Raw genomic sequence first — 11904 nt, 5'->3', positions numbered from 1 at the left:
CGCACCGGCGTGTCCGCCGACGGCGCCCGCCAGTCGCAATCCGCCGGCCGCAGCGCATGGCCCGGCCGCGCCAGCCGCCCGGAGGCCGCATCCGCCCGGCCGCGCAGCACCGCCGCCAGGCCGCGGGCGACGTCGCGCGCCGCCTCCGACCCGTAGTCGATCCCCAGGTGCGCCAGCAGGCCGGCGAGATCGGCCATACCGACGTCGATGTCGCGCGCATCCGGCGCCGCGGCGGTCAGGGCGATCACCGCGGTTTCCACCGCCAGCGCGAAATCCGCCAGGTCGAACTGGCCGTCGCTGTCCAGGAACGCCGGCAGGTTGAGCACGAAGCCCGGCGCGTCCCCGGCCCGGCAATGCCATACCGCCTCGGTCGGCGCCCCCCGCCGCAACAGCAGCAGCCGGTGCAGCCGATCGGCCAGGGGGGAACCGGCGTCGGCGGCGACAGGGGTGATCCAGGCCTGCGCCGCGGCAGCCAGCGTCACCGCGCCCTCGCCCGGAGCCAGCGCGGCCAGCGCGGCGGCGGCGGAATCGTCCCAGGACGCCGGCAGCGTCACCGGCCGCAGGGCGGCATCGGGATCGGGCGCCGCCTCGGTCCGCCGCATCCGCACGCCTTGCCAAGTCCGATGGAGAGAGGTCCGTTGGGTCTTCATGGCCGGTAGCTAACCAGGATAGGACGCCGACTGGTAGCGTATTTTGTGTGACATCGGTCATCCGACCCCAAAATATTGGGGATAACTTCGTTGTGTCGTCGTCCCCCCGGTGACCGCGCACAGTCTCGCTTGTTGTCACCGGGTGGGTGGACCTAAGGACGGGCTCTGCGTATATGACGCGACATGAATATCGGCACATGGCTATTCACCAAGCTGAGGGGCCGCCTCATCGGCACCGACGCGTTCAGGAACCGCTACTTCGAGGAACGGCGCCTGCGGCCGGGGGCTCTGCGCCAGCGGCGCTGGGTGATCTATGCGGGCCAGCCGGAAGCCAGCACCGTGCCGCCGGAATGGCACGCCTGGCTGCACTACACCACGGACGCGCCGCTGCCGGACACCGGGCACCGGGTGTGGATGAAGCCGCACCTCGCCAACCTCACCGGCACGGCGTTGGCGTACAGGCCGCCCGGGCATGACTACGAGGGTGGAAACCGCGCCCGCGCCACGGGCGACTATGAAGCCTGGACCCCGAGCTAGCCGCGCCATGGCCCGTCATGGCGCTCTGGAGATCGTGACCGGCGCGGCTGTACTGGTCGTGGCCGCCGGCTTTCTCGCCTACGCCGTCGCCCATTCCGGGCGCAGCGTCGGTTCCGGCTATACGCTGTACGCGCAATTCGACCATATCGACGGCCTCACGCTCGGCAGCGACGTGCGCATCGCCGGCGTCAAGGTCGGCACCGTGACGTCCGAGGCGATCGACCCCAGGACGTTCGTGGCGAAGGTGGCGATGTCGGTGAACGATGACATCCACCTGCCGAAGGACACCGGGGCCGAGATCGACAGCGAGAGCCTGCTCGGCGGCAAGTACATCAACCTGTCGCCGGGCGGCGACGAGGCGACATTGAAGCCGGGGCAGACCATCACCGTCACCCAGTCCTCGATCAGCCTGGAGCAGTTGCTGGGCAAGTTCATCTTCAGCGTCACCACCCTGAACAACGCCAAGAGCGGCCAGGATTCCGGCGGCAAGCCGGCTGCGGAGGGCCAGAAAGGTGGACAGCAGGGCGGCGGGTTGCCGCCGTTGACGAAGTGATCCCGCCGGCACCGGCGCAGTGGCCCGGGCTCGACGGCAACGCCGTCGGCTGCCGGGAGAAGCTGAAGGTGCTGGCCGAGAACTATGCGGAAGTCGCGCAGGTGCTGCAGGATGCTTTCGAGGACGCCGTGCTGATGGGCGTGGAGGAACAGGCGATGCGCCGGGTCCTGGCGGATGTCGTGGCGGGTCTGGTCTCGCCGAAGCGGCCGGGCCGATGAGCCGCCTGCTACTGGCCGCCGCGGTCGCGGTGCTGGCCGCGCCGGCCCAGGCGCAGCCGCCCCAGGTGCAATATCCGGCGCAATACCCGGCGCAGTACCCGGCGCAGTACCCTGGGCAATACGCCCCCGGGCAGCAGCCGCCGCTGCAGCGGCAGTGGGAGGATCGCGGCCAGGCCCCGGTGCAGGTGCCGCTGCCGCCAACGCGGACCTATGCGCCGCAGGCGCCGCTTGCCCCGCCGGTGCCGCAGGCCCCGCCGGCGCCGGCCGCACCACCAGTGGCCGATGCGCCGCCCGGGCAGCTGCCGGACAATTCCACGGCGCAGCCGGACTATCCGGTGGCACAGCCGGACTATCCGGTGGCGCAGCCGACGGCGCCGGCCCCCGAGGCGGCACCGTCCACGGGGCAGGCCCCGCCGACTGCGGAGCCGCCCACGGCCGACGCGCCGCCGGGCCCTGACATGACGCCGCTGACCCGGCCCAACATCTGGCTGCCGGCCACGACGGCGAAGCTGCAGGCGCTGGACAAGGTCAACGCCCAGGCGACGACGCTGACGGTGAAGGTGGGCCAGACGGCGACGTTCGGCTCGCTGACCATTGCGGTGAAGGCATGCATGGTGCGGCCGCCGGACCAGCCGGGCGACGCCGCGGCCTATCTCGACGTGACCGACAGGAACCCGGATACGCCGCCGTTCGCCGGCTGGCTGCTGGAGAAGGAGCCGGCGGCGTCGATGATGGAGAACCCGATCTATGACATCCGCGTCGCCGGCTGCGCCTGATCCGATGGACACGCTGCCGCCCTTCCACCGGGCCGCGCTGATGCTGGACATGGACGGGACGCTGATCGACCTGGCGCCGACGCCGGACGCGGTGGTGGTGGCGCCGGGCCTGCCGGATGCGATTGCGTCGCTGCGTGATTCGCTCGGCGGCGCGCTGGCCATCATCACCGGCCGGCCGATCGAGACGGTGGATCGGCTGTTCGGCGATGCGCCGGGGGCGGTGGCCGGCGAGCATGGCGGGGCGGTACGCCGCCGCCCGGGCGACTCGGTGGAGCGGCCCGACCTGCCGGCGCCGCCGGACGCCTGGCTGCAGGACGCCGAACGCCTGGTTGCCGCTTATCCGGGTGCGCTGCTGGAGCGCAAGGCGCGCGGCTTTGCGCTGCACTACCGCCTGGCGCCGCCGGAGGCCGGGGCGGTGTTCCGCGACGCGCTGGCGGCGCTGCTGGCGGACGCGCCGGCGTTTCAGTTGCATCCGGCGCACATGCTGTGGGAGGTGCGGCCGGTGGGCGCCGACAAGGGCGGGGCGGTGACGGCGCTGATGCAGCGCGCGCCGTTCGCCGGGCGACTGCCGATCTTCATCGGCGATGATGTCACGGACGAGGACGGCATGCGCGAGGCCCGCCGGCTGGGCGGCGCCGGCTACCGGGTGGACGCGGTGTTCCGCGATCCCGAGGGCGTGCGCTCCTGGCTGCGCGCCAGCGCCGCGGCCGGCGACTGGGCGACGCTGCCGGGCGGCTGGACGGCTTCCGGGTCCTGAGCTTCGGCGGCTACGGCCCGCGGATCGACCGGGAGAGCGGCATCGGGCGGCGCCGCTGCGGGCGCGGGCAAGGGCGGCCGGGGTGGCGCGCTGGGCGAAGGCCTGCCGCGGATGGGCGAGGACCTGTCCCGCGAAGACATGCTGTACTCCACCTGCTTGGCCGCGGTGCATGGTCAGTTGGCAGTGGAATGGGGCATGGCGCCGGTGTCGGGGGATGTGCGGTAGCGGGCCGCCGCAGTCAAACAGGCTCAACCCGCCTGCGGCTTGCTGCAGCGCCTGCGCGGACGAGCGGAGCCATGACGTCGCGGGAACGCTCCCGGCCGTCGAACAAACGCCTGATGTCCCCGTTGTTCCCGAGCGGTGTGCATCCCGCAGGGACGCGCCCGGAGATGACGGGGAGAGACGATCGGCTCCCGAGCGGGATTCGCTTTATTGTTGACAATATGCGGCTGAGTCGGTCTAAACCGGCCCGAATTTCGCGTGGCAGCGCTCGGATTGTCAACACTTATGCCCAGGGATCTGACACAGCCAATGGACGCCGCAGCCGCGGGCGAGACGCTCTCGGACCACGTCCTGCGGCAGATCCAGTCCGCCATCGTCAAAGGTGACATCGCCCCGGGCAGCAAGATCTCCGAGCCGGAACTGGCCCGCGCCTATGGCATCAGCCGCGGTCCGCTGCGCGAGGCGCTGCACCGGCTGGAGGGCCAGAAGCTGCTGGTGCGCGTGCCGCATGCCGGCGCCCGCGTCGTCTCGCTCAGCCGGCAGGAACTCGGCGAGCTGTACCAGATCCGCGAATCGCTGGAAGGCATGGCCTGCCGCCTGGCGGCCGAACGCCTGCGGCCGGAGCAGGTCGAGGAACTGCGCGACGTGCTGCGGGCGCACGAGCGCGACGAGGCCTTCCAGGCCGGCCGCGGCTACTACCAGCAGGAAGGCGACTATGACTTCCACTACCGCATCGTGCAGGGCAGCGGGAACCGGATGCTGATCCGCCTGCTGTGCGACGAGCTGTACCAACTGGCCCGCATGTACCGGATCCAGTATTCGGCCTCGCCCCACCGTCCCCGGCAGGCCTACGCCGAGCATCACCACATCCTGGACGCCATCGCCGACGGCGACGGCGAACTGGCCGAGATGCTGATGCGCCGCCACATCCGCACCTCCCGCCTCAACATCGAGCGACAGATCACGCACGACAATCTACAGGGCACTCAAGCATGACCATTCAATACCGCAAGCCGCTTCCCGGCACCGCGCTGGACTATTTCGACGCCCGCGCCGCCGTCGAGGCGATCGCCCCCGGCAGCTACGACCGCCTGCCTTACACGTCCCGCGTGCTGGCCGAGAACCTGGTGCGCCGCTGCGACCCCGCGCTGCTGGCCGGCGCGCTGACGCAGCTGATCGAGCGCAAGCGCGACCTGGACTTCCCGTGGTATCCCGCCCGCGTCGTCTGCCACGACATCCTCGGCCAGACCGCACTGGTGGACCTGGCCGGCCTGCGCGACGCGATCGCCGACAAGGGCGGCGATCCGGCCAAGGTCAACCCGGTGGTGCCGGTGCAGCTGATCGTCGACCACTCGCTGGCGGTGGAGCACGGCGGCTTCGAGAAGGACGCGTTCGCCCGCAACCGCGCCATCGAGGACCGCCGCAACGAGGACCGCTTCCACTTCATCGACTGGACCAAGCAGGCGTTCGAGAACGTCGATGTCGTGCCGCCCGGCAACGGCATCATGCACCAGATCAACCTGGAGCGGATGTCCCCGGTCATCCACGCCCTCGACGGCGTCGCCTTCCCCGACACCCTGGTCGGCACCGACAGCCATACCCCGCACGTCGACGCGCTGGGCGTGATCGCCATCGGCGTCGGCGGGCTGGAGGCCGAGAACGTCATGCTCGGCCGCGCCTCGTGGATGCGCCTGCCCGACATCGTCGGCGTCGAGCTGACCGGCCGCCGCCAGCCCGGCATCACCGCCACCGACATCGTGCTGACGCTGACCGAATTCCTGCGCAAGGAACGGGTCGTCGGCGCCTACCTGGAGTTCTACGGCGCAGGCGCCGCCAGCCTGACGCTGGGGGACCGCGCGACGATCTCCAACATGGCGCCGGAGTATGGTGCGACCGCGGCGATGTTCTCGATCGACCAGCAGACCATCGACTACCTGCGGTTGACCGGGCGCGAGGACGCGCAGGTGAAGCTGGTGGAGACCTACGCCCGCACCGCCGGCCTGTGGTCCGACACGCTGGCGAACGCGCAGTATGAGCGGGTGCTGCGCTTCGACCTGTCCAGCGTGGTGCGCACGCTGGCCGGCCCGTCCAACCCGCACCGCCGCCTGCCGGTCTCCGAGCTGGCCGCGCGCGGGATTGCCGGTGCCTGGACGGAACAGCCGGGGCTGATGCCGGACGGCGCGGTGATCATCGCCGCCATCACCAGCTGCACCAACACCTCCAACCCGCGCAACGTCATCGCCGCCGGCCTGCTGGCGCGCAACGCCAACCGGGCGGGGCTGACGCGCAAGCCGTGGGTGAAGTCGTCGCTGGCGCCGGGGTCGAAGGCGGTGGCGCTGTACCTGGACGAGGCCGGGCTGACCGCGGACCTGGAAAAGCTGGGCTTCGGCATCGTCGCCTTCGCCTGCACCACCTGCAACGGCATGTCCGGCGCGCTGGACCCGAAGATCCAGCAGGAGATCATCGACCGCGACCTGTACGCCACCGCCGTGCTGTCTGGGAACCGCAACTTCGACGGTCGTATCCATCCGTATGCCAAGCAGGCCTTCCTCGCCTCGCCGCCGCTGGTGGTGGCCTATGCCATCGCCGGCACCATCCGCTTCGACATCGAGCAGGATGTGCTGGGTGTCGGCCCGGACGGCCAGGAAATCCGCCTGAAGGACATCTGGCCGAGTGACGCGGAGATCGATGCGGCGGTCGCGGCGGCAGTGAAGCCGGAGCAATTTCGGAAAGTCTATGCGCCGATGTTCGGCAACCGCGGCGCGCGCCAAGTGGTCAGCCCGCTGTATGACTGGCGGCCGCAGAGCACCTACATCCGCCGCCCGCCCTACTGGGAAGGCGCGCTCGCCGGCGAGCGCACGCTGCGCGGCATGCGGCCTCTGGCGGTGCTGGGCGACAACATCACCACTGACCATTTGTCGCCGTCCAACGCGATCCTGCCCAACAGCGCCGCCGGGGAATACCTGGCGAAGATGGGCCTGCCGGAGGAGGACTTCAACTCCTACGCCACCCACCGCGGCGACCACCTGACGGCGCAGCGCGCTACCTTCGCCAACCCGACCCTGCTGAACGAGATGGTGCGGGCTGCGGACGGGACCGCGAAGCGCGGTTCGCTGGCGCGGGTCGAGCCGGAGGGCACGGTGATGCGCATGTGGGAAGCGATCGAGACTTACATGGACCGCAAGCAGCCGCTGATCATCGTGGCCGGTGCGGACTACGGCCAGGGCTCCTCGCGCGACTGGGCGGCCAAGGGCGTGCGTCTGGCGGGCGTGGAGGCGATTGTCGCCGAGGGCTTTGAACGTATCCACCGCACCAACCTCATCGGCATGGGCGTGCTGCCGCTGGAGTTCAAGCCGGGCGTCAACCGGTTGACGCTGGGGCTGGATGGGACGGAGACGTATGACGTTGTCGGTGAGCGGAAGCCGCGGGCGGACCTGACGCTGGTGGTGCACCGGCGGGATGGTTCCACGGTGGAGGTGCCGGTGACCTGCCGATTGGATACCGCCGAGGAAGTCTCGATCTACGAAGCCGGCGGCGTGCTGCAGCGGTTTGCGCAGGACTTCCTGGAAGCGGAGGCGGCGCCGGGGCGGGCGGCTGGTTGATCGCGTCGTAACCCCGCTTCCTCGTCACGGGGCGGCCTTCGTCGGCCGGGGCGGAGGCGGGGCACAAACGTCCAGGGGCGCTCGAATGGCAACGCCTGTAACCTCGACGTCATGGCCCGGCTCGCCCGAATAGGCACTAACTTAAAGGGACCAATCGCTCCCGTGTCATGGCCGGCCTCGTGCCGGCCATCCTTGGCCGCCCGTCCGCTGTTTTACCTCTGTCGGGACAGCATTGAGGCTCCAAGGTTCGGGATTTCGGTCACGGTTCAAGACGATATTGAAAGAATTTCTATATCATCGTAATGTCGAAGACTGACCGACCGTGTGGCATTTCAGTGCAAACGGTATTCAAGCCCCGTATCGCCTTCGTATATTCGCGATTTCCGGGGCGCCATGCAAGGTCGCGCCGACAGAGGAATATTTCTGACAACCAGCACATTCAGCGTCGAGGCAAGGCGGGAAGCAGGCAGGGAAAGAGCATCCCGCGTGGAGTTGGTCGACATAGACGCTTTGATAGAATTGCTCAAAGAACTGCAAATAGGGGTGATTACGCAGACAATATACGTTGTCGATCAAACGTTCTTCGTGGAGTACCGTGATACGTCGAAAACATAGTAAGCGTTTGCATCAGCCTCTCGGTCACGGCCGCCTACCGGTGTCCGGGCCAGAACGCCTCGTTCATGATCTGATCGAACGTCCACGGGCAGGAAACTGGAAAAGTCTTCCTCGGCAACCCGGTTTCGCCTGCGGCTTCGATGACAGCATCGCGGTATGCCTGTTCGATTGCCACCGGAAGGGCGCTTTTCAGGCTTGGGTTATCGTCGAGGTGCCGCTCCAACGCATGGCGCTGGACCGAGATCGTTGCTTCCCAACTCGATCCACGGTGGCCCGGTTGGAACTGCCATTTCAACAGATGCTGCAGCAGCACGATCAGGCGATTGACCAGCTCGCGCTTTTCGGCCCTGCCCATGCTCTCGATTTCCTCGGCGATATGCTCAATGTCGGCTTCGGACAGTCTGCCAGCGCGCAGCAACCGGGCCTGCTCATTGGCCCAGGCGAAAAAATCCTGGTCATAGAGGGTGTTGCTCATGCTCCCTTATCGCACGGCCCGGCCGGAATGTCACATGAACCAGAACGAAGCGCAGGCCTCCGCGGTCCCTGCGTATTGATTGTGGCGGCGCCACGCCGGCTGCCGTTTCCGCCAAAGCGACATCCTGCCGGTTCATGCACGCCCCGCCACGATCACCGGATGCGATTGCCCCATGGCAGATGGCCAATCCGCCCCGGTTGTGCTCCGGCGCGGGCGCGGATAGAGGCAGTGCCGTTCATTCGTCAGACCCGGCCGACTCACCGGGGCATTTGTCAGCAGCAAGGAGGCCCCGATGGCCCACGCTCCCCAGATCAAGGTTCCCGCCACCTACATGCGCGGCGGCACCAGCAAGGGCGTTTTCTTCGCCCGCGACGACTTGCCCCAGGCCGCGCGCGTCCCCGGCCCGGCGCGTGACCGCCTGCTGCTGCGCGTCATCGGCAGCCCCGATCCCTACGGCAAGCAGATCGACGGCATGGGCGGCGCCACCTCCAGCACCTCCAAGACCGTCATCCTCAGCCGCAGCGGCAAGGCCGATCACGACGTGGACTATTTGTTCGGCCAGGTCTCGATCGACAAGCCGTTCGTGGACTGGAGCGGCAACTGCGGCAACCTCTCGGCCGCGGTCGGCCCCTTCGCGATCCGCAACGGGTTGGTCGATGCCGCCCGCGTGCCACATGACGGCATCGCCGTGGTGCGCATCTGGCAGGCCAATATCGGCAAGACCATTATCGCCCACGTGCCGATGACGGGCGGCGAGGTCCAGGAAACCGGCGACTTCGAGCTCGACGGTGTGACCTTCCCCGCCGCCGAGGTGCGGCTGGAATTCCTCGATCCGGCCGAGGAAGGCGACGGCGGCTCGATGTTCCCCACCGGCCGGCTGGTGGACACGCTGGAGGTGCCGGGCGTCGGCACGTTCAAGGCGACGCTGATCAACGCCGGCATCCCGACGATCTTCCTGGAGGCGTCCGCGCTGGGCTACACCGGCGCCGAACTGCAGGACGACATCAACGGCGACCCCGCGGCGCTGGCCCGCTTCGAGACGATCCGCGCGCACGGCGCACTGAAGATGGGCCTGATCAGCCGGATCGAGGACGCCGCCGCGCGCCAGCACACGCCCAAGGTCGCCTTCGTCGCCGGGCCGAAGGAGTACACGGCCTCCAGCGGCAAGCGGATCGGCGCCAGTGACGTTGACCTGCTGGTGCGGGCGATGTCGATGGGCAAGCTGCACCATGCCATGATGGGCACCGCCTCGGTCGCCATCGCCACGGCGGCGGCGGTGCCCGGCACGCTGGTCAACCTGGCCGCGGGCGGCGGCGAGCGCGAGACCGTGTGCTTCGGGCATCCGTCGGGGACCTTGCGCGTCGGCTCGCAGGCGCGGCTGGTGGACGGCGCGTGGACGGTCAGCAAGGCGATCATGAGCCGCAGCGCCCGCGTGCTGATGCAGGGCTGGGTGCACGTTCCGTTCGCATAATGGAATAGAATCAACCTGGCCGAATCGTGCGGTGATCCGGCCCGGCCGCATGCGCAGATGTCGGAAACGATCTGCCGCGGCGATGACGAAGGGGGAACGTGCCGGGCCGCGGGCTGCCTGGCAAGTCCCTGATCTTGCGGTTGTTTTCGAGATGTATCCATCCCGTAGGATCCGGCCGGGCCAGTGAAACGGCGCGAACGCGCCGCCACCGGTCCCGGGCGGCCGGACTCCGCTTTCCGGTAACGGAACGTAGGATTGCGGCTTCGGACCGATCCATAGTTGACCGGCAGGATACAAGAATTGTCGTAACGGCGGCAGTTCATGACGATGCGTTTCACACTCAATCACAAAGCCGAAAGATTTTGACACCTCAACATCCTGTGTAAAGCATACACTGATATTCTTTGACCATAACGTCGTCACTGCTCCCAGAAAAGGTTATGGTGATGACGTCCAATCTTGCCGATACGCACGACGATACGGGCCTCGACGGGGCGGGTGTGGCGAGCGCTGATCCCATAGGTCTGCTCGCCGCCGCGGCCATGGCAAAAGCGGCGGCCCAGGCGGGGCCGATCACCGATGTGCCGTATTTACTTGAGTCCGGCGACGCCAGCGCGATCAGCGTCCATGACATCAACCAGGGCGGCATCGGCGACTGCTACCTGCTGTCGTCTATCGGCGAGATCGCGATGCAGAAACCGTCCTTCATCAGCGGAATGATCCGTCAGCTGAGCGGAACGACCGAGGCGGTCACTTTCTACAAGGACGCCCGCACCGGCGGCAACGTCACCGCCAGCACGACCGCGTTCATGCCGGTCAGTGTCACCGTGGACAACAGCAAGTTCCTGCCCGGGGGCGTCGACGGCGATCAGTCCTGCAATCCCTGCACGCAGGGCGGGCAGCACGAAATCTGGGCCCAGGTGCTGGAGGAAGGCTATGCCAACCTGATTGGCGGCAGCAGCGACATCACCGCCAACTACGGCGCCATCGGCAACGGCGGTTGGCCGTGGCTGGCGATGGAATCGCTGACCGGGCAGCAGGCGCAATTCACCCTCCCGGACCAGATGCCGCTCGCCACGCTGGTCGGTGACGTCGCTGCGGGCGACCTGATGGTGTTCGACACCGCCAGCAGCAACCTCGGCTACGGGCTGGTCGGCAACCACGCCTACATGTTTGACCACGTCGACCGGGCCACCGGCGACGTCTATCTGGACAACCCGTGGGGCTTCGACCAGCCATCCGGCATCCCCTTCAGCCAGCTGGCCTCCGCTGGCATCGTGGAAATCGGCATTGGGCATGTCGGCGCGGCTGCCACGGCACACGCCTGATCCCGCGCCGGGAGCAGCATTCCGCCGGGACTTCTTATCGCCCGACCCGACACTTCCGCGTTACGGTTGTGCCTGTCAGGAACCGGTTGCGCCGGCCTGCAATGTCCTCAGCGCAAGGCCCGCGCCCGCCGCAGGGCCACGCCGATCGGCATCGGGCCGCAACATATTCTTCTCTGCGTACTCTGCGCCCCGCTTTGCGATCTCTGCGTTGAAAAATGCGGTGCGGCCGCAAAGATCAGCGTTGCCGGTGAGTCGCCCACCTCCAAGCGCCGGTGGCCTCCCATCGGTGAGAGCCTGTTTGAATGGATAGTGTTTATGGATCAATGGCTTATCATGATACCTGATAGAGGAACACGGCGCCCACGACTTCCATGGAGGAACGGTCGTTGGAGGATGCGCACGACCCGCGCCTGCCGACAGTCAAGGGCGGAGGTAGTTCCCGGCTCGCTGCGATAAAGGAGGAGCAATTCGAGTAACTGTAGTTTCCAGGCGACATTTCTTCTGCGTGGCGCCGGATTGGCGCCACGTGACCGGAACGATGAGGGCGGATCTGGGTGAGCTACGCGGCTTTGTCGGCGAGCGGCGCTGACGATCCGCTTGTGCCTGACGCAGCGGTGCCGATTTTTCCCCAGATCGCCGCGATGAAGGTCGATTGCCCGACGTCGCGTAAAATCCGGGCGATGCCGGCCTGGATCAGTCC

General features: G+C 67.9%; 11 protein-coding genes and 1 pseudogene. 10 read left to right on the top strand and 2 right to left on the bottom strand.

Going from position 1 to position 11904, the window contains the following annotated elements:
• Positions 1 to 602: pseudogene (locus CCS01_RS09805) on the bottom strand (TSCPD domain-containing protein); the annotation flags it as partial.
• Between the two features lie 231 nt (positions 603 to 833).
• Between CCS01_RS09805 and CCS01_RS09800 the strand changes: the two are divergent.
• The 8 genes from CCS01_RS09800 (at position 834) to CCS01_RS36030 (ending at position 7930) form a co-directional block, all read left to right on the top strand.
• Complete coding sequence (locus tag CCS01_RS09800; protein WP_104518647.1) at positions 834 to 1187, top strand: NADH:ubiquinone oxidoreductase subunit NDUFA12; 354 nt, start codon at positions 834 to 836, stop codon at positions 1185 to 1187.
• 7 nt (positions 1188 to 1194) lie between these two features.
• Positions 1195 to 1740, top strand: a complete 546-nt coding sequence (gene mlaD, locus CCS01_RS09795) for an outer membrane lipid asymmetry maintenance protein MlaD (protein ID WP_104518646.1) — start codon at positions 1195 to 1197, stop codon at positions 1738 to 1740.
• The gene (locus CCS01_RS09790) at positions 1737 to 1958 is read left to right on the top strand and encodes a hypothetical protein (protein WP_104518645.1); all 222 of its coding nucleotides are present in this window, start codon (positions 1737 to 1739) and stop codon (positions 1956 to 1958) included. Before mlaD ends, CCS01_RS09790 begins: the two co-directional genes overlap by 4 nt.
• The gene (locus CCS01_RS35690) at positions 1955 to 2734 is read left to right on the top strand and encodes a DUF2155 domain-containing protein (RefSeq protein WP_104518644.1); all 780 of its coding nucleotides are present in this window, start codon (positions 1955 to 1957) and stop codon (positions 2732 to 2734) included. The genes CCS01_RS09790 and CCS01_RS35690 overlap by 4 nt, the downstream gene beginning before the upstream one ends.
• Positions 2706 to 3491, top strand: coding sequence for a trehalose-phosphatase (otsB, locus tag CCS01_RS09780; RefSeq protein WP_239992087.1), 786 nt, complete (start codon positions 2706 to 2708; stop codon positions 3489 to 3491). Before CCS01_RS35690 ends, otsB begins: the two co-directional genes overlap by 29 nt.
• A 531-nt stretch (positions 3492 to 4022) precedes the next feature.
• Positions 4023 to 4709 (top strand): GntR family transcriptional regulator, encoded by a 687-nt coding sequence (locus CCS01_RS09775; protein WP_239992086.1) that lies wholly within the window; start codon positions 4023 to 4025, stop codon positions 4707 to 4709.
• Entirely contained in the window at positions 4706 to 7315 is a 2610-nt protein-coding gene (gene acnD / locus CCS01_RS09770) for a Fe/S-dependent 2-methylisocitrate dehydratase AcnD (protein ID WP_104518643.1), read from the top strand. The genes CCS01_RS09775 and acnD overlap by 4 nt, the downstream gene beginning before the upstream one ends.
• A gap of 324 nt (positions 7316 to 7639) precedes the next feature.
• Positions 7640 to 7930: a restriction endonuclease gene (locus CCS01_RS36030; RefSeq protein ID WP_158258322.1), complete on the top strand. Its 291-nt coding sequence runs from the start codon at positions 7640 to 7642 to the stop codon at positions 7928 to 7930.
• Between the two features lie 34 nt (positions 7931 to 7964).
• Here the strand turns inward: CCS01_RS36030 and CCS01_RS09760 are convergent, their stop codons facing one another.
• Complete coding sequence (locus CCS01_RS09760) at positions 7965 to 8405, bottom strand: DUF29 domain-containing protein (protein WP_104518641.1); 441 nt, start codon at positions 8403 to 8405, stop codon at positions 7965 to 7967.
• A gap of 292 nt (positions 8406 to 8697) precedes the next feature.
• On the opposite strand from CCS01_RS09760, the gene prpF reads away from it, so the two are divergent.
• Together prpF and CCS01_RS09750 are read left to right on the top strand one after the other, a co-directional pair.
• A complete protein-coding gene (prpF, locus tag CCS01_RS09755) occupies positions 8698 to 9876 on the top strand; it encodes a 2-methylaconitate cis-trans isomerase PrpF (protein ID WP_104518640.1) in 1179 nt (392 codons plus the stop codon).
• Positions 9877 to 10280: 404 nt separating this feature from the next.
• Positions 10281 to 11204 (top strand): C2 family cysteine protease, encoded by a 924-nt coding sequence (locus CCS01_RS09750; protein ID WP_158258321.1) that lies wholly within the window; start codon positions 10281 to 10283, stop codon positions 11202 to 11204.
• The last annotated feature ends 700 nt before the right edge of the window (positions 11205 to 11904 follow it).

The organism is Rhodopila globiformis (assembly GCF_002937115.1).
Lineage (GTDB): Bacteria > Pseudomonadota > Alphaproteobacteria > Acetobacterales > Acetobacteraceae > Rhodopila > Rhodopila globiformis.
Note: the sequence above shows the minus strand (reverse complement) of the source record. Positions and strands in the feature narration are given on the sequence as shown.